Origin of the sequence: Gelria sp. Kuro-4, from assembly GCF_019668485.1 — a bacterium.
GTDB lineage: Bacteria > Bacillota > DTU030 > DUMP01 > DUMP01 > DUMP01.
Map to the genome: position 1 here is coordinate 712,143 of NZ_AP024619.1, position 17,935 is coordinate 730,077.

The window sequence follows — 17,935 nt, forward strand, 5'->3', positions numbered from 1 at the left end:
CGCCGTGCGCCCGTTCCATTACTCGACAAGAAACCACAGGACCAAGAAGGAATAGTATACCGTATGCAGAAATAACGTAAGAAGAAGGCTGCACGGCAGGCAGGGCCTCCGGGCAGCGCAAAGGAGGAGAGATGATAATGGCGAAGGCACGGCCGGTCCGGCTCTGCGATACCTCGCTGCGCGACGCCCACCAGAGCCTCTTTGCCACCCGCATGAAGACCGAGGACATGGTACCCATCCTGGAGAAGCTGGACTCCGTGGGCTACTTCTCCCTGGAGATGTGGGGCGGCGCCACCTTTGACACCTGCATGCGCTTCCTCAACGAAGATCCCTGGGAGCGCCTCTGGACCATCAGGAAGCACGTCAAGAACACCAAGCTGCAGATGCTGCTCCGCGGCCAGAATATCCTGGGCTACCGCAACTACCCGGACGACGTGGTGGAGGAGTTTGTGAGGCGCATGGTGGCGGGCGGCATCGACATCGTGCGCATCTTTGACGCCTTAAACGACGTGCGCAACATGGAGACGGCCATCCGCGCCACCAAAGCCGCCGGGGCACACGCTCAGGGCACCGTGGTCTACACCATCAGCCCCGTGCACGATGTTCCCCTGTACATCCGCATCGCCAAGGACCTGGTCGAACTTGGCGTCGACTCCATCTGCATCAAAGACATGGCTGGGTTGCTCACCCCTTACACGGCCTATGAGCTGGTGACAGAGCTTAAGAAGGCGGTGGACGTGCCCATCCAGCTTCACTGTCACTACACCAGCGGCATGGCTTCCATGACCTACCTGAAGGCCATCGAGGCGGGCGTCGACGTGGTGGATACCGCCAGCTCTCCTCTGGCTCTGGGCACCTCCCAGCCGCCGGCGGAGTCCCTGGTGGCCACCCTGGCCGGGACCGAGCGCGACACCGGCTTAAACCTCGAGCTTCTTTCCGAGATCGCCGCTTACTGGCGGGATGTCAAGAAAAAGTACGACCAGTTCGCCGCCATCTCCAGCGGCGTCGATACCAACGTCCTTTCCTACCAAATCCCCGGCGGCATGATCAGTAACCTGGCCTCCCAGCTCAAGCAGCAGGGGGCGCTGGATAAGTACCGCGACTGCCTGGCCGAGGTGCCGCGCGTCCGGAAAGAGCTCGGCTACCCGCCGCTCGTCACCCCCACCAGCCAGATCGTCGGCACCCAGGCCGTTTTCAACGTGCTCCTGGGCGAGCGCTACAAGGTGGTTCCAACCGAGGTCAAGAACTACGCCCTCGGCTATTACGGCCGCCCGCCGGCGCCCATCGACGAAGCGGTGAAAAAGAAGATCATCGGCGATGAACAGCCCATCACCTGCCGCCCGGCCGACCTCCTGGAGCCGGGGCTGGAGAAGGCGAAACAGGCCGTCGCCGCCTACATCCAAAAGCCCGAGGACATCCTTTCCTACGCTATTTTCCCGCAGGTGGCCGAGCGCTTCCTCAAAGAGCGCCTGGCGGCCAAGACCGGCGTGGACTACAACATCGCCGAGGCCGCGGCAGCCGAGGCGCCGCGCCCTTATTACCCGGCCTGAGTGGCGGTTGCAGCTCTATCGCGCCTTCCGTATCTTCCAGCACGAACCCTATCATTACTGACACCCGGCCGCGCGGCCGGGTTTTCTCGTGACGGTGGGATTGTTAATCGGGATACAAAAGTTGTTTAATAGATGCTCTTCCCCGGCAGGATTCGGCTGTTATTTGGCGAACTAACTATAGCAGGGAAAGGGAGACTGGAAAAGGGGGACTGAGTGGGACAAAGGGGTTCGCTGGGTAGGATCGGTCAAACAACATACGACTGATTAGGGGGAGAAACTAGAAGAATGAAGCGCCTTTTAGCTACAGCGCTGGTGTTGCTTCTGGCCGGCACTCTCTTGGCCGGTTGCTCTGCGCCGAAAGAGGAGGCCAACAACCCTGCGCCGCAAGAGCAGGCTCAGAATCAGCAACAGGCTCAGACAGCTAAGCTGGGACTCGGCATCGTCACTTCTATTGCCAAATCCAAGGACGCCACTGCTGACGCTACGGCCGTAGGCCAAGTGGACAGTGTCATTGCTGCCGCCCTCTTTGACAAGGACGGCAAGGTGGTCAAAGTTGACATCGACACTGCGCAGCCCAAAGTTCAGTTCGATAAGAACATGAAGGTTACCTCGGACAAGACTGCAGAAATCCAGACCAAGAAAGAGCTGGGCGACAAGTACGGCATGATTAAGGCATCCTCGATTAAAAAGGAATGGTACCAGCAGATAGCCGAGCTGGAGAAGTGGATGGTAGGCAAGACCGTAGATGAGATCAAGGCGATGAAGGTGAAGGCCCGCGACGAGGAGCACCAGTCAGTTCCAGACGTTCCGGAGCTCACCTCATCGGTAACCATCTCGGTGGAGGATTACATCGCCGCGGTGGAGAAGGCCTACCAGAACGCCGTGAACGTTAAGGACGCGGCCAAACTCGGCCTTGGCCATAACGTCTCAATTGCCAAGTCGAAGGATTACAGTGTTAAGGATGGCCAGGAGACTCTTCCCGTGGCCCAGGCGGATGTGGTTGTAGCCGCCGTGGCTTTCGACAAGGACGGTAAGGTAGCCGGTGCGCAGATCGACACGGCCCAGACCAAGGTCAACTTCGACAAGAACGGCAAAGTGACCTCGGACAAGACCGCGGTCATCAAGACCAAGAAAGAGCTGGGCGATGCTTACGGTATGGGTAAGGTCTCCTCGATTGGTAAGAACTGGTACCAGCAGATCGCCGAGCTCGAAAAGTGGATGGCGGGTAAGACCGTCGATGAGATCAAGGCCTTGAAGGTTAAGGCCCGCGACGAAGAACACACCGCCGTTCCAGATGTTCCGGAACTTACCTCGCTGGTCACCATCTCCGTTGAGGATTACATTGCTGCAGTCGCAGAGGCCTACACCAACGCAAAGTAAGGTCTCACTACAGTAAGATGAGGCCGACTGACTCCCCTGCCCGAAGCGGGGGAGTTAGTTTTTCGGGGCTTTTCCAGGAGTTGCCATTGTCCGGCCGGTGCATTTCTGTTACTATGGACAAAAGGTGAGGCTAATGAAAAAGGCAACCGCGGCTTTTGTGGCCCTCCTCGTGCTGCTTCTTTCCCTTCCGGGCTGCCGGACGACGCCCCGCAGTGAGTACAGCAAGTACACCAACAGCTTTTTTGATACCTTTGACACGCTGATACAGGTGGTGGCCTACGCAAAAAGTCAGCAGGAGTTCGATGCCTGGTTTGAAAAAATCCATGCCCGCTTTCAAAAGTTGCACCGGCTGTACGATATCTATAACACCTACCCGGGCCTGAACAACGTCAAGACCATCAACGACAATGCCGGAGTGAGGCCGGTGAAGGTGGACAAGGCCATCATCGACCTTATTCTCTTTGCCAAGGACTGGTACGCCCGTACCGGCGGGCGCACCAACATTGCACTGGGTCCTGTGCTGAGGATCTGGCACGACTATCGCACCGCGGGGATGGACGACCCTTTGAGCGCCAAGCTGCCGCCTCCGGCCGAGCTTCGCCGGGCGGCTGAGCACACCGACATCGGTAAGGTTATCGTCGATCCAGAGAAAAGTACTGTCTACCTGGCCGAACGCGGGATGAGCCTCGATGTCGGGGCGGTGGCCAAAGGATTCGCCGTCGAGTTGGTGGCACGGGAGGCGCAGGCGGACGGTCTGGTCTCGGGGATCATCAGCGCAGGCGGTAATGTGCGCGCCATCGGTAAACCGCTCGACGGCGTGCGGGAGCGCTGGGGCATCGGCATTCAGGACCCGAACAAGCCCATTGTATCCGACGGCCCGACGCTGCTCGATACGGTCTACGTGAACGACGCCGCCGTCGTGACCAGCGGTGACTACCAGCGTTACTATATCGTCGATGGCAAGGTCATCCACCACCTGATCGACCCCGATACCCTGATGCCGGCCTCTTACTACCATGCGGTAACCATAGTGGCCGAGGATTCCGGCGTGGCCGACTTCCTGTCCACTACGGCGTTTCTTCTGCCCTATGAAAAAAGCCGCGCCCTGATCGAAAGCCTGGACGGCGTGGAGGCCCTCTGGGTCCTGCCCGACGGCAGGGTGGAGAGTACCCCGGGAATGCAGAAAATCATGCAGAGTCATGGGGCCGGTGGCCGTTAGTTTTGCCCGCCGGTCCCGCTTTCTGAAGCAGGTTTTGCTTGCGACGTTTCTGAAAACGAGCTATGATAAAAACTAGCTGAAAGTATAACGACGGCGCGTGAAGACGTTCCTACCCCCAGCGCGGTGGGGGACACACCTTTTCAGGAGGGATTGTGGAATGGAAGACAAACTTGCCCGCGCCCAGGTTGCGCTCGAAAGGCACGGCATCAAGACCACCGTGGTGGACACGCCGGAAGAGGCGAAAGCCTTCATCCTTAAGGAAGTACGGCCGGGCCAGCGCGTCGGCGTGGGCGGCTCGCGCAGCATCGAGGCGCTCGGCGTGGTACCGGAGCTGGAGGCGCTGGGTTGCCGGGTCGCCTGGCACTGGCGCGGGAACGGCCCGGAGGAAGTGCTGGCCCTGCGGCGGGCTCAGCTGAGCGCCGATGTATTCCTGGCCAGCTCCAACGCCGTCACCGAGGACGGTCGCCTGGTGAACGTCGACGGGGTAGGCAACCGCGTGGGCGCCATGGTCTTCGGACCGCCCAAAGTCATCCTGGTGTGCGGGCAGAACAAAGTGGTGCCCGATCTCGAGGCCGCGCTGGACCGCGTGCACAACGTGGCGGCTCCGCTCAACGGCCGGCGGCTCAACACCGGAACGCCCTGTGCCGTAGCCGGACGGTGTACCGACTGCAACTCGCCCGGCCGTATGTGCGCCGTGACCGTGATCATCGAGCGGCGGCCGCAGAAGACGGACCTGCAGGTGGTACTCGTCCGCACTGACTTAGGTTATTAGGGCCAACTGTGTTCCAGGGACGGCTCTAGCTGTTGAGGGGGGGAAGTGATGAAGCGCATCCTGGTGCTGAGTTTGGCCTTCGCTCTTACCCTGAGCCTTCTGGCCGGTTGCTCGGCGCTCAAGCCGCAGGAGCGGCCCCAGGGCCGGCAACAAGGGGCTGGAGCCCAGCCGCCGGCTGCCGCTAAGACGTACAGCGATGGTACTTACACCGCGGCGTCCGACGCCGATGATCACGGCTACGCCCTGGCTACCGTGACCATTAAGGACGACAAAATCACCGCCGTCCAGCTGAAAGAGGTTACCGAGAAGGCCGTCGACAAGGACTTCAACACTTATCCTTACGCGCCTTCCAAAGAAGCCAACGCCGAAATGGCTGAGCGCTTCGTAGAGAAGAACTCGGTGGACGTAGACGACTACACCAAGGCGACCCACAGCAGCCAAAAATACAAACAGGCCGTCAGGCGGGCCCTGGAGAAGGCGAAGGTTACGCCCGCAGTTATGACCGCCTACTTCGACGGCACCTTTATGGGCCGGTCCAAGGCCGGCGAGCACGGCTACGCCATCGCCCTGGTCACCATAAAGGGCGACAAGGTGACGGATGTCAAGCTCAACGAGGTCACCGAGAAGAACGAGTTCAAGGATTACACCAAGTACCCGTACAAGAAGTCTGTGGAAGCCCACGACCAGCTCCCGGCCAAGTTCGTGGAGTCCAACGGCCGGCCGGTGGACGCCTTCACCGGCGCCACGCAGAGCACCGAGGCCTTCAACGAGGCCGTGGCGAGCGCCATGGAGCAGGCCAAGGTAAAATAAGCCGGGAAGTAGTGGAATATAGGAACCCGGGCGGCCAAGCCCGGGTTCTTGTATTAACCAGGCATCTCGCGGACGGGTTCAACGAAACCGGCCAACACGTGGTCATGGCCTTCGTTGTAAGAGGTATCGAACCGGAAGTAGTGGGTATGGTAGCCATCGCCCAGCAGCTCTGCCGGTCCCGTCTGGCCGTTGTAGGTGTGGAAGTGGCCGTCGTTGTACGTGGTGGCGCCCCACAGACGGTGGTAGTGGCTCGCGCCCCTGCCCTGGGCCGCTCCGCTCACACCAGGATGCATGTGCACATGCCCGGCAGCCACGCTGGTAGCTCCCGTCTGCGCGTGAACGTGAATCCGGTAAAGCTCCTCAGCCTGCTTGAGTGCGGGTCCAGGTTCCTCGGCGTTCTCCGGCATCTTCCCGGCCCTCCTCAGAAAAAATCGGGGTGCTCCCTTCTAAGGTATGGCCGGTGCCGGACGAAGGTGCTAGTGAACCTCGTTGATCTTTACCTTGACCCCTTTGGTTCGGCCCTCTGCGGCTTTGGGCACGCGTACCTCGAGCACACCGTTTTTAAACGTGGCCTTGGCCTCCTCCGGCTTCACCTCGGCCGGCAGCGTCAGGGTGCGGTAAAACTGCCCGAAGCGGCGCTCCGACCTTACATAACCGTCTTCGCGTTCTTCCCTCTCTTCCTTGAGCTCCCCGCGCAGGCTCAGACTGTCGGCCGTCACAGTGATGTCGACATCCTTTGGTTCCACCCCGGGGATCTCGGCTTTGACAACGACTTCTTTTTCGTCTTCGTACATATCTACGGCCGGCTGCCAGCCGCGCCGCCCGGCCAGGGCTGGGTAACGGCTCAGCGTGTGATCGAAGAGCCGGTTCACCTCTTCGCGAACCTGCCACAGGTCCTGGAAAGGATCCCAGCGCATCAAGGCCATCGCGACACCTCCCAGTTGTTTTTTTTATTTTACCCGGCTTTTCTGCCCCTATGTACCGGGGACGCATCTTTTCTTCCCGCCCGGGTATACTAAAAACGCGCCTGAAGGGGATGCTCTTACCTTGAAACCCGTCGCTTTTACTTACACGCCGGGAGGCCATGAACATGGCACGGAAATTTACCCGGCCTCCCGGCGCCCGCTTCGCCGTCCAAAACAACCGGCTCGAGCACATCGTGGCACGGGAGCATATTCCAAGCGGGTCATCGCCGCTCCATCCACCAAGGTGGACGCCGCCGCCAAGGTACCGGAACATCAAACAGCCTGCTGAAGACAGTCGAAGACGCCTTGAGCAAAGCGAAGAAATAGCCCGGCCCTGCCACCCGGCTGCGCCGGGCTGTTTTTTCCTCGCATGGCCGGGCAGGACAAGGGGCATACTGAGCTTGCACTCTTACGAAGGGAGCGAGTCCTGTGGACACGAAACCCTTGAGCGATGCCTTGAATCAGGTGCAGCAAAAACTCTCCGCCGCCGACCAGGCCTACCAGACGGCCGAAGGGAAGCTGCGCGGCTTTCTCCAGCAGGCGGAAAACCGTGTGAAAGACGCGCAAAAGAAGCTGCAGGAGATCAACCAAAAGCAGCAGGAATTCCAAACCAAGCTGGACCAGACCCTACAGACATTGGAGCAAGAGGTTACTAAGAACAACGGCGTCATCGCTTCTTTATCCCCCGGTAACTCCCTCTCGAAAAAGGAGCAGGTGGCTCAAAAACGCATTGCCCTGCTGCGGGGATTAAAGCAGGTGGAACAGGCCATCCAGCAGGCCGACCAGGAGCTGAATAATGTTCTCGGTGAACTGCAGCAGGGGGCGCAGCAGGCCCAGCAGGATGTCCAGCCGGTACATTCCGGGATTCACGACATCACCACCAGCCTCAACGCCCTGGGCGGACAAATTGAAAACCTGGCGGCCCAGGCCGCCGCCACACCCGCCCAGCCGGCTGCTGCAGCGGCGCCGGCTCCCCCGCCGCCCACCTCCCTCGACGCCCAGGTGCTCCAGAGCCTGGACCAAGCGCAGGTGGCCCTCATTCACCTTGAGCAGGGGCTGCAACGAGGGCGCTGGCTGGGGCGGCTTTGCAGCAATATCGAGGACTTCGGCCGGCGGCACGGGCTCTCCTAGCCGGGCTGGAGGCAGCCGGGGTGCACTGGGCCCGCACCACGGCTGCCGTCCCCGGAAAGAGGAAACATAAAACTGCCGTGAACCGGGCAACTTAGTGCTGTACGACAAATTCTAAAGGAGGTTCAATCATGGCCGTCTACTCGGACTGGGAAGAAAAGAAGATCGAGAGCGAGGTGGCCGACGAGGTGGGCCATCACCTGAACAATCTCCAGGCTGCCCGACAGGCGCAGCAGCAGGCACAGCAACAGGCGCAGCAACAGGCACAGCAGCAGGCACAACAGCAGGCCGCACAGCGCCTGCAGCAGCTGGCACAGGCGGCGGTAACGGCCAGCGGCCCGCAGGCGCAGGCCCAGTTCCAGCAGCTCTTTACCCAACTGAAACAGCAGGCGCAGCAACAGGCTTCCCAAACCGACCAGCAGGTGCAACAGGCCCTGCAGCAGGCCATGCAGGCGCTCAACTCGGCCCAACAAGCCATTCAGTCCAACCAGGTGTTCGCCCAAATGACCCAAATGCTCGACCAGTCGGCTGCCCAGCTGCAGCAGCTCCAGCAGCAGACCGCTACCGGGCAGCAGTACGCCCAGGCGGTGCAAACCCTGGGCAACCAGGCCGCCCAGGCCGGCGCCGCCGCCCAGAGCGCCTTCACCGCTGGGGTAACACAACAGTAGGAAGCCGAAACAACCATCTGCGGAGGGGAATAACCCCTCCTTTTTTATGACCAAGAAGGAACTTATACCGTTCGTGGCGAAGCTGACTTACCATAACTCGCCCCGCTCCTACCGCCCACCCGGCATCGCGCCAAGGAACGCTTTACCGCACCCGGGCTCGTGCCTGCCGCAGCGGCCGCTCCCACTGGGCATACTTCGTTTCCTTGCGGGGGCGCGCTTCATGCGCCCGCGCCTGCGTCCTGCAGCAGCCCCCATCGTCGTTTGGACTCTGCTTTTCATGTCGGGCCGCCCGCGTGCGGCGAGGTGCCTGCATTCATTCTCACGTCTGCGAAAAACGACGAGAAGTTGATACCTGACCCCGGAGGAGGATGTTTATGGCAGCAGAAGTGTTTTTCACTGACATGCGCACGCGTGCGGAACATAACCTGCTCGACAAGGTGGACCGGCTTTTTACCGCGTCCGGCTTTGCCTCGCTGATTGCGCCGGGCGATTTTGTCGCCCTCAAGGTGCACGTGGGCGAGGCGGGGAACACCACCTACGTGCGGCCGCAGTTTGTGCGCCGCGTGGTGGACAAGGTTAAGGCGGCCGGCGGCAAACCCTTCCTTACCGACTGCAACACCCTCTACCGCGGCAGCCGCGCCAACGCCGTGGATCACCTGCAGACGGCGGTGGAGAACGGTTTCGGTTGGGCACAGGTGGGCGCCCCGGTCATCATCGCCGACGGGCTGACCGGACACGACTACGTAGAGGTGGAGGTGGGCCAGAAACACTTCCCCAAGGTGAAAATCGGCAGCGCCGCCTACCACGCCGACGCGCTCATCGCCATCTCCCACTTCAAGGGTCACGAAGCGGTGGGCTTCGGCGGGGCGCTCAAGAACATCGGTATGGGGCTCGGTTCCCGCGCCGCCAAGCAGATGATGCACTCCGACCTTAAGCCCCAGGTGATCACCGACAAGTGTACCGCCTGCGGCCGCTGTACCCGCTGGTGCCCGCAGCAGGCCATCACCCTGGTGGAGCGGCACAGCGCCATCAACGAGGCGGTCTGCATCGGCTGCGGCGAGTGCACCATCACCTGCCCCGTAGGCGCCATCCGCGTCAACTGGAAGACCAGCCCCGAGGCCATCCAGGAGAAAATCGTCGAGCACGCCTACGGCGTCCTCAAAGATAAGGCCGGCAAGGCAGGCTTCATCACCTTCATCATGGACGTCACCCCCGAGTGCGACTGCGCCTCCTGGAGCGATGCGTCCCTCGTACCCAACATCGGTATCCTGGCCTCCCGCGACCCGGTGGCCATCGACCAGGCCGCCGCCGATCTCGTCCTCGCAGCCCCCGGCCTTGCCGGCACCCGCCTGGGGGAGAAAAATGCCGCGCCCGACAAGTTCCGCACCGTTTATCCCCACATCGATTGGAGCGTCCAGCTTGCCTACGCCGAAAAAATCGGCCTCGGCACCCGCTCCTACCACCTCACCCGCCTCTAATCGGGGTCAGGTATCAACTTTCCACTGTTTTTATCAACCATGAGAAAAACAACGATAAGTTGATACCTGACCCCGGGGTTAGTTGGCGGCCATGCCCAGGCGGCGCACCTCGGCTTCTACCCGGATGTTGATGGGAACATCCGGGAATTCTTTTTCCCAGTCGATTTGCCGCCAAACCTTCGGGTAGCGGGCTTGGATGATGGCGCCGAAGCCGTACGCGTCTGTGCGGAAGTCCTTCTGGAAGTGCCTAAGCACCGTGCGGCAGTCGGCCTGCAGTTTGGCGGCGACCGCGGCCTCCACCTCACGCAGGTAGGCCTCGTCCGCCAGGCTGGTCGCTCCGTTTTTTTCCATGATGTTTCCTTCTACCCGCACGCGCACGCTGAGAGAAACCTCATTCCCTCGCACGGAAGGCTTTACCAGTCGCTGCGCCCCTGTGATGGTGTACACCAGCGTTCCGTTTCCACGTGGAGCGGGAATTCGTTCCGGCCCCAGCCCGCGCCCCATGGCCGCCAGCAGGAAGTGGCGTGTTTCCGGTGTGTTAAGCTTGCCCACCATCTTATCACCCTTGAATACAGCCAATCCAGACAGGCGGACCGTGTCTTTCTCCGCTTTGAGAAGCGCCGCCACCGGTGCTTCCCCGGGCGCCGACGCCTTGGTCATGAACTCCCCCAGGCGGAGGGGGGTGATCATCTTTAAATAGTCTTGCATTTCCAAGGTGCGGGCCAGGTAAAGGGAGGGAACGGCCTCCAGTTTCGGCAAGGTGTTGAGGATTTTGCCGGCTCCTTCCTCTCCTATTATGATCCAGGCCTTGCGCCGGACGTCCGCACTCCTGAGCATGGTGTCCAGCACTTCCTTGATGCCTTGGCGGGCCAGATCTTCGCCGATCACCACGGCCTGCAGGTGACCGAAAAAGAGGGGGTTATTGACCTTTTCCTGCATCGCCTGCCGGGCTTCCCAGAGGCTTTTGGCGGTGGCTGTCTCCACCAGCACCGGTTTCTGGCCGCCACCGCCGCCACCGCCTCTCCCTCCCGCCTCGCCGCCGCCTCCGGCCGCCGCCCGGGGAACAACAATGTGGTAAAACGCGCGGAAACCGCCTTCCGGGTTGCTGTCCACACCTTCGGCCAGGATGAAGGCGCGCTTTTCCAGGTCCCGGGAGCTGCCCCAGCCCCGGGCGCTGAGGAAGACAATGAGGGCAAGGGCGATTACCGTCTTAACTTTTTGCTTGGTCGGCGTCATCAGGGCGGTCCTCCTTTCCGCGGAGCACGGCCATGAGCAGTATGAGCAGCGGGGCCACCAGGATAACACTCCACCACACCATACCCGCGAGAGAAATCAGCCTGTTCAGCGCGATGATGTTGGGCGGCTGGATGGCCAGGAAGTAAAGGGGGATCACCAAAAGGTAGGGCCACCCCTCGCGCGACTTGATGTTGAAGAGGCTGCCCAGCGTTAGAACTGCGCCAAAGAAGTTGGCGCCGATGGTGGTGAAGACGGTGATCACGTATACGGCCAGAAAAGGTGCCTCCAGGCGCTCAAAGGCCCCGATGAACCCCACCAACCGCACCAGCTCCAGGGTAGGCCACTGGCTCTTCACGAGTTCCGTCACCCCAAAGGCGCCGGTGGCAGCCAGCACGGTCAGGGTGAAAAGGGCTATCACCAGGAGCATGGCGTTCCGGTGCGCCGGGATGGCCGCCTCAGGTTGGGCATAGAAGGGCATGAAGAGCGCGATGAGTTCAAAGCCGGCATACCCCGGAGTCGCCGCGAAGACACCGGCGCCGACTTGTCTCAGGCCGTAACCGAACGGCGGTAACATCCGCCAAATGTTCACCCGCGAGGCGGAGAGGGCGAGGAGGATGGCGAAGGTGCCCACAATAATGGGGAGAAAGAGCTCGTTTACCCGGGCGAAGGTTTTTATATCCTGGGTGGCCAGGTGGGCGGCGAGAAGGAGCATCACGATGACGCCTGTCTCCAGCGGTATCCGCGGAAGAACGGAGGTCACCACGATCTCGGCAAACAGGCGGCTGGTCAGGGCCACTACCAGGAGCCAGCCGGCGATGAAGGTGAGGGCCACCAGGGCGCCGAAGAAAACGCCCAGGGTTTTGACGGCATACTCCGGCAGTGTGCTCCGGGAGAAGCGCCGCCCCAGCACGGTGTAAAGATAAAGCACCAGCAGGCTTAAGAAGCCGGCGCCCATCACGGCCAGCGGGCCTCCTGTACCGGCAGCCCGGGCGACGTCCCGCGGCAGGGTGAGGAGGACGACGCCGACGATGGCGTTGGCGACGATGGCGGTGGCCTGGTAGGCGGTTACCTGCTTATTCTTTTTGTTCATCGCCGGTGTCCTCCTTGCCCACGTCATCCGGCAGGCGTTCTACGTCCTGCGGCTTAAGGAAGGTGGGCCGCTCTTTCAAGTAAGGCCAGGTGCGCCGCACCACCGCATCGCCCTGTGATTCGACGTGGTAGGGGGCGTAGGGGGCCAGGTAGGGCACCCCCAGGGATTCCAGCGAGGCTACGTGGATGGTGAGGAGAATCAGCCCTGTGGCGATGCCGATGAGGCCGAAGGTGGCGGCCAGGAACATAAAGGGAAAGCGCAAGAGGCGCAGCGCAATAGCCGAGCTGTAACTGGGTGTGGCAAAGGAGCCGATGGCGGTGATGGCCACCACAATCACGGTAAGGGGGCTGACGATTCCCGCCCGCACCGAGGCCTCGCCCAGAATAATGCCGCCCACGATACCCACGGTAGGTCCGATGGGTCCCGGCAGGCGCACGCTGGCCTCGCGGACAACCTCGACGGCGATTTCCATGAGCAGCACTTCCACGAGCAGGGAAAACGGAACCCCCGTGCGCGCCGCCGCCAGGGCGAGGGCCAGCGAGGTGGGCAGCATCTCGGGGTGAAAGGAGGCCAGGGCGATGTACGCGGAGGGTAGAAGCAGAGCCGACGCCATGGAAATCAGGCGGATGAAACGGATGAAGATCGCGATGTGCGCACGCTCGTAAAAATCGTCCGGGGACTGGAAGAACTGCGCCCACACCGCCGGCGCCAACAGTACAAAGGGAGTGCCGTCGACGATGACGGCGATGCGTCCCTCCAGGATCCCGGCTGCCACCTTATCCGGGCGCTCCGTGCCCTGCATCTGCGGGAACACCGTCATGGAGCGGTCCTGGAGCATCTGCTCGATATAGCCGCTTTCTAAAATGCCGTCCACGCGGAGCTTTTCGATACGCCCCTTAAGCTCCTTGACCACCTTGACGTTGGCCAGGTCCTTTATGTACACCAGGGCGATGTCGGTGTGCGTGCGGTCGCCTATGGTGAGCATCTCTACCACCAGGTCCGGGTCCTTGATGCGCCGGCGCAGGAGTGAGGTGTTGGTGCGCAGGTTCTCGGAAAACCCTTCGCGCGGGCCGCGTACCACGGCCTCGATGGTGGGCTCCTGCACGCCGCGCGTTTCGTACCCGCGCGTGTTGACGGCGAGGCCCTGCGCCGCCCCCTCCACCAGTATGAAGGTGTCGCCCGAGAGGAGGGAGTGGATGATCTTCTCCACCTCGGCCATGACCTTAATCTCGCCGATGGTAAGCAGGTGGGTCTGAATCACCTCGAGCGCATTGCCTTTGCTCAGGCGGTCGAGAAAGCCCTGGATGCGGGCCAGGTGCAGCAGTCCCTGGAGAATGTCCAGGTCTACCACGCGCTTGTCGGCCATGCCGTCCACGTAGATGAGGGCGAGGTCGATATCGCGTTCGGCCGGGAGGCGGACCCGGCGTATTACCACGTCGGAGCTGTCGTGCAGCAGCGAGCGCAAGAAGTTTAGGTCCGCGGCCAGGTTCCCGGTGAGCCGGGCCGGCTTTTCCTGCTTGACCTGTTCTTCCTGCCGCCGGTTCTTCAGTTCCGCCGCCGGGACTGCCTTCACCGGTTTTTTGAACTCGCCTTCCACCGCCCTCACCCCTTGGAGAAAAAATACTGAGGACGCATCCGCTTCCCTGTGCCGTCTTAGTCTGGGCAAAGGGGGAGGGGATCATGCAACTTCCTCTGGTCAGGGACGCACCGCCGGGTATATAATTGGCCTTAGCAGGCCGGCCTGGGCTGGGGCCGCGCCGCCGAGAGCGATCACAAGGAGGTTACGCCGTGCTGCCAGATGCTTCCCCAGGCCGGGCGCCCGAACCATTGCGCTGGCCGGCGGTGCTGTGGAGCACCGGGGCGCACTTTACCCTGGATTTATACATGAACACCATACCGCCGCTCTTGCCGTACCTGGCCCAGGTACAGGGGCTCTCCCTGGCCGAGACAGGACTGGTGCTGTCGGCCCAGTCCATCACCGCCTCGTTCCTGCAGCCGCTGGCCGGGCTGGTGCTCGACCGCTGCGGCCGCCCCTGGGTAATGGCGGCCAGCCTGGTCTACACCGCGGTATTGGTGAGCCTCATCGGGCTGTTCCCGGCCTACTCGACCCTGCTGGTCCTCTTTACCCTGGCCGGGCTCGGCTCTTCACTCCTTCACCCGCTGGGGTCGGTCACGGCCACCCGCGCCGCAGGCTCCCAGCCGGGCCTGGCGGTTTCCATCTACTCCACGGGGGGCAACCTGGGCTTTGCCTTGGGGCCTGCCTTTGCCGTGCCGCTGGTGGCGCACTTCGGCCTCCAGGCCCTGGTGTACCTGTTGCCCATCGGCCTTCTTTACGCCGCCAGCTTCCTCTGGGTGCGGCACGCGCTGCCCGGGGCGAAGCCGGCTTCCTCGGAGAAGGGGCGGGCGCGGCCCGTGCTGGCCGACCGACCGCCCCGCTGGGGCGCCTTGGCCCTGCTCAACGTGGTGTCGTGGCTCCGCGCCTGGGCCCAGTTCATCGTCATCGCCTACTTCCCTTATCACTTCATCAACCAGGGCTACCCCGTCACCGTGGCCGGCCCCCTTATGAGCACCTTCCTCCTGGCCGGCACCGTCGGCACCTTTGCAGCCGGCTTCCTGGCCGACCACCTGGGCCGGCGCGGCGTGGTCACCGGCTCCCTGCTCCTTTCCCTGGCCGCGACGTGGATCAGCCTCACGGCGCGCGGAGCCTTTGCCTGGGCGGGCATAGCCGTCCTCGGCGCAGCGCTCCACGCCTTAATGCCGGTGAGCATCGTCATCGCTCAGGAACTAGCCCCGCGGCAGGCCGGGCTGGCGGCCGGCATGATGATGGGCCTGGCCTTCGGGCTGGGCGGGCTCTGCACCCCGCTCACGGGCTTCCTGGCCGATACCTACGGCCTGGCTACGGCCCTGGCAAGCTTCTATCCCATCGTCGGCCTGGCGCTGCTGCTCTTCCTGGCGCTGCCGGCCGAGGGGAGACAGGGGAATTCCCTGCCAAGCGACTTAAAGGCGAGCGGCTGAGAGTCTACCGTGAACCGAAAGCCCGAGGGCAGGGCCTGACCGTCAAGGCGAGGCGGCCGCCGGAGCGCCAGGTGCGAATCGGCCCGGTGGCTGGTTCGACGGCCTACAGCGAGGCCAGGACGAGGATGAGCCCGGTGAGGCCGTGCACGGCGATGGTGGCGGCGGAGGCGGCCGTAAGGCGCTCCGGCTCCGTAAGGTTGCGGCGGATACGCTCCGCCGCCCAGCGGGCCAGCGGCGCCGTCAGGCAGGCGCCCAGGGCGGCGGGCGGCAGGGCACCCGCCGCCACGGCCGCGACGACGCTCAGGTAGGCGGCGGCAAAGAGCAGGTACACCCCCGGGAGGGCCCGCTCCCGCCCCAGGATAACCACCAGGTTCCGCTTACCCGCTTCCCGGTCCTCCAGGTAGTCGGAATACTGATTCACATAAAGAACGTCGGCGATGAGAAACCCGAGCGGCACCCCGGCCAGGACGGGGAGAGGCCCCGGCGCGCCGCCCTGTACCAGGAACGAGCCCAGGACAGCCAGCGGCCCGAAGGTGAGCCCCACCGCGACCTCCCCCAGCCCCCGGTAAGACAGCCTTACCGGGGGCGCTGTGTAATAGTAGGCCACCAGCGCCCCGGTGAGACCCAGGACGAGGGCCAGGGGGCCACGGACATAACCGAAGAAAAGGGCAATTACGGCCGCCAGGCCCAGGTGGCCGAATATGAGGAAGGTGTAGTGCCGCGGCTGCAAGATACCGCGCTGCAGGAGCTGGCTGCCACCGCTGAAGGGTTTTACGGGCCGGGCCGGGTCGGCCCCGCTCAGGTAGTCATAGTAGTCGTTGGCGGCGTTGGCCCCGAAGTGCAGCGCCACCACGCCGGCCAGGTTCAGCCCGAAAAAGACCGGGTTTAAGCTGTGACCCTGGCCGCGCGCCATGGCCGTGCCGATAAGCACAGGAACGGCGGAGGCGGAGAGGAAAGGCCCCCGCACGGCGAGAAAGTACACCCAAAAGGGCGGCATTCGCTTCACAGCTGTATTCTCCTTTCCTGGCCACCTGCACACGCGGGTCCCGGCCGGCGCGGTGCCCTGCTGTGCAGGTAGGGATGTGCCCAAAGGCCGCCTATTCGGCCCCGGCCGGCCGTACCGCTTTCCGTCGCCGGGGGAAAATGCTCCGGTAGGCGCACGGGTTGGTCATTATCTGGACGATGAGTTCCAGCCTTTCCGGCTGCGCCTGGATGCAACGAAAAAAGCGCCCCTTCGTCCCCGCCCAGAGGGTGAGGAGCAGGGCCGGCCTAAGCTCACTGAGGAGCTCCCGGCGGCAAGCGGCGGCATAGAGCCGGGCGGGGGGCATGGCCGCGGCCCCGGGGGCTCCCAGGCACCCGGCCAGGGTCTCGGCGGCGAGCTGCCCGCCGCGCAGCGCAAAGTAGATGCCCTCGCCGGCGAAGGGGTCCACCAGGCCGGCCGCATCGCCGGCTAAGAGTACCCGGCCGTGCCCGGGACGAAACACGAGCCCGCCGGCTGGGAGGTAGGCCCCGCGGGGGCGCAGGGACTGGGGGGTAAGCCCCCAGGCCAGCTGGAGCTGGCGCGCGAACCCGGCAAAAGCCTGGGGCAGCACGGCCGCCGCTCCGCTCCAGGCGCCTATTCCCAGGTTGACGCGATCTTGGTGCGGGAAGGCCCAGCCGAAGGCATAGGGAAGCGGCAGGCAGTGAAAGTGAACGGCGCGGCCGCCGCCGAACACCTCGGCCAGGTGCGCCGCCGGCAGCGGGAGCGCGGCGCTTAGGGCCAGCCCCATGCGCCAGGCGGGGAGGCGCCGCCCCCCGGCCAGCGCCCGGGCCACCGAGCTCAGGCTGCCGTCAGCGCCGATGGCGGCGCGGGCCCTCACGCTGCCCCGGCTGGTCCGGAAGGTAATATGAGCGGGAGCGACGCTTTCTATGCCCTGAAAGGCCGTCCCCGCCTGAAGCTCCACCCCGGCCCGCACGGCTTCCTCGACCAGGAAGGCATCGAAAGCGGCCCGGTCCACCGTCCAGCCGAGAAAGGGTGCCGAGCGCGTTACGGATGCTTCACCATCCGGACCTACCAGGCGGACGCTGCTGATACGCTGCTCGGCCAAGCCGGCCGGCAGGGGGAGACCCAGGGCGGCACAGGCCTTCTTCGAGATGAGGCCGCCACAGGTTTTGAAGCGGGGAAACGCCGCTTGGTCGAGCAGAAGCACCTTAAGCCCGCGTGCCGCCGCGGTGCGCGCCGCCTGGCTCCCCGCCGGCCCGGCGCCCACCACCACCACATCCCAGATCGGCTGCATCCTGCACCTCCCCTGCTTTCAGGGCTCGCTGAAGCCGGCCCCTACGAGATAACGGGCCTTCAGTAGGGGTTGCGTTCATTGCGCCCATCTCTTCGCCCACCATCGGCGCACCGACTCGGCCGCCCGCGGCACCGGCCCGCTTCACCCGGCCGGGCGCAGGGTGAGGTAATGGGCCACCACGCCCGGCAGGCGCGGGAGATCCCGGGCGGCAATCCGCGCGCTGCACGCACCTTCCTCCTGGGCGGCAACCTTTCCCCGCCCCTAGTCTTCGCCCTCCCGCCCCGCCTTATGTGCGCGGGCGCCCCCAAAGCCCCCTGGTACATAAAAAAACCGCCCGCGCGGCAAGCT

The 17,935-nt window shown here is 63.4% G+C and carries 16 protein-coding genes; 9 read left to right on the forward strand and 7 right to left on the reverse strand.

Features of this window, described 5'->3' with window-relative positions; translation table 11 throughout:
• Positions 1-137: 137 nt before the first annotated feature.
• The 5 genes from K5554_RS03700 to K5554_RS03720 all read left to right on the forward strand — a co-directional run bounded on the left by K5554_RS03700 (position 138) and on the right by K5554_RS03720 (position 5,731).
• Complete coding sequence (locus K5554_RS03700; RefSeq protein ID WP_221039798.1) at positions 138-1,550, forward strand: oxaloacetate decarboxylase subunit alpha; 1,413 nt, start codon at positions 138-140, stop codon at positions 1,548-1,550.
• A 285-nt stretch (positions 1,551-1,835) separates the two neighbouring features.
• A complete protein-coding gene (locus K5554_RS03705; protein WP_221039799.1) occupies positions 1,836-2,930 on the forward strand; it encodes a hypothetical protein in 1,095 nt (364 codons plus the stop codon).
• A 133-nt stretch (positions 2,931-3,063) separates the two neighbouring features.
• The gene (locus K5554_RS03710; RefSeq protein WP_221039800.1) at positions 3,064-4,149 is read left to right on the forward strand and encodes an FAD:protein FMN transferase; all 1,086 of its coding nucleotides are present in this window, start codon (positions 3,064-3,066) and stop codon (positions 4,147-4,149) included.
• Positions 4,150-4,306: 157 nt separating this feature from the next.
• Positions 4,307-4,921: a lactate utilization protein gene (locus tag K5554_RS03715; RefSeq protein WP_221039801.1), complete on the forward strand. Its 615-nt coding sequence runs from the start codon at positions 4,307-4,309 to the stop codon at positions 4,919-4,921.
• Positions 4,922-4,969: 48 nt separating this feature from the next.
• Positions 4,970-5,731 carry an FMN-binding protein gene (locus tag K5554_RS03720; protein WP_221039802.1) on the forward strand — a complete coding sequence of 254 codons (762 nt, stop codon included), beginning with the start codon at positions 4,970-4,972 and terminating at the stop codon, positions 5,729-5,731.
• 53 nt (positions 5,732-5,784) lie between these two features.
• Here the strand turns inward: K5554_RS03720 and K5554_RS03725 are convergent, their stop codons facing one another.
• Both K5554_RS03725 and K5554_RS03730 read right to left on the reverse strand, forming a co-directional pair.
• Positions 5,785-6,138: a YmaF family protein gene (locus K5554_RS03725; protein ID WP_221039803.1), complete on the reverse strand. Its 354-nt coding sequence runs from the start codon at positions 6,136-6,138 to the stop codon at positions 5,785-5,787.
• A gap of 69 nt (positions 6,139-6,207) precedes the next feature.
• A complete protein-coding gene (locus K5554_RS03730) occupies positions 6,208-6,657 on the reverse strand; it encodes an Hsp20/alpha crystallin family protein (protein ID WP_221039804.1) in 450 nt (149 codons plus the stop codon).
• Between the two features lie 468 nt (positions 6,658-7,125).
• On the opposite strand from K5554_RS03730, the gene K5554_RS03735 reads away from it, so the two are divergent.
• From K5554_RS03735 to K5554_RS03745, 3 genes are all read left to right on the forward strand, one after another.
• Complete coding sequence (locus tag K5554_RS03735; protein ID WP_221039805.1) at positions 7,126-7,827, forward strand: hypothetical protein; 702 nt, start codon at positions 7,126-7,128, stop codon at positions 7,825-7,827.
• Positions 7,828-7,955: 128 nt separating this feature from the next.
• A complete protein-coding gene (locus K5554_RS03740) occupies positions 7,956-8,492 on the forward strand; it encodes a hypothetical protein (RefSeq protein ID WP_221039806.1) in 537 nt (178 codons plus the stop codon).
• A gap of 374 nt (positions 8,493-8,866) precedes the next feature.
• A complete protein-coding gene (locus K5554_RS03745) occupies positions 8,867-9,970 on the forward strand; it encodes a DUF362 domain-containing protein (protein ID WP_221039807.1) in 1,104 nt (367 codons plus the stop codon).
• Positions 9,971-10,048: 78 nt separating this feature from the next.
• Here K5554_RS03745 and K5554_RS03750 read toward each other — a convergent pair whose 3' ends face one another.
• The 3 genes from K5554_RS03750 to K5554_RS03760 are packed head-to-tail and all read right to left on the reverse strand — an operon-like array spanning position 10,049 to position 13,893.
• Positions 10,049-11,206, reverse strand: a complete 1,158-nt coding sequence (locus tag K5554_RS03750) for a Ger(x)C family spore germination protein (RefSeq protein ID WP_221039808.1) — start codon at positions 11,204-11,206, stop codon at positions 10,049-10,051.
• Positions 11,181-12,296: a GerAB/ArcD/ProY family transporter gene (locus K5554_RS03755; protein ID WP_221039809.1), complete on the reverse strand. Its 1,116-nt coding sequence runs from the start codon at positions 12,294-12,296 to the stop codon at positions 11,181-11,183. The genes K5554_RS03750 and K5554_RS03755 overlap by 26 nt, the downstream gene beginning before the upstream one ends.
• Positions 12,280-13,893: a spore germination protein gene (locus K5554_RS03760; RefSeq protein WP_221039810.1), complete on the reverse strand. Its 1,614-nt coding sequence runs from the start codon at positions 13,891-13,893 to the stop codon at positions 12,280-12,282. The genes K5554_RS03755 and K5554_RS03760 overlap by 17 nt, the downstream gene beginning before the upstream one ends.
• Positions 13,894-14,084: 191 nt before the next feature.
• Here K5554_RS03760 and K5554_RS03765 point away from each other — a divergent pair, with 191 nt between their 5' ends.
• On the forward strand, positions 14,085-15,311 hold the full coding sequence (locus K5554_RS03765; protein WP_221039811.1) for an MFS transporter: 1,227 nt from the start codon (positions 14,085-14,087) through the stop codon (positions 15,309-15,311).
• Between the two features lie 103 nt (positions 15,312-15,414).
• On the opposite strand, the gene K5554_RS03770 is transcribed toward K5554_RS03765, so the two are convergent.
• Together K5554_RS03770 and K5554_RS03775 are read right to left on the reverse strand one after the other, a co-directional pair.
• The gene (locus K5554_RS03770; RefSeq protein WP_255565577.1) at positions 15,415-16,308 is read right to left on the reverse strand and encodes a prenyltransferase; all 894 of its coding nucleotides are present in this window, start codon (positions 16,306-16,308) and stop codon (positions 15,415-15,417) included.
• A gap of 100 nt (positions 16,309-16,408) precedes the next feature.
• Positions 16,409-17,587, reverse strand: a complete 1,179-nt coding sequence (locus K5554_RS03775; RefSeq protein ID WP_221039813.1) for a geranylgeranyl reductase family protein — start codon at positions 17,585-17,587, stop codon at positions 16,409-16,411.
• Positions 17,588-17,935 lie beyond the last annotated feature (348 nt).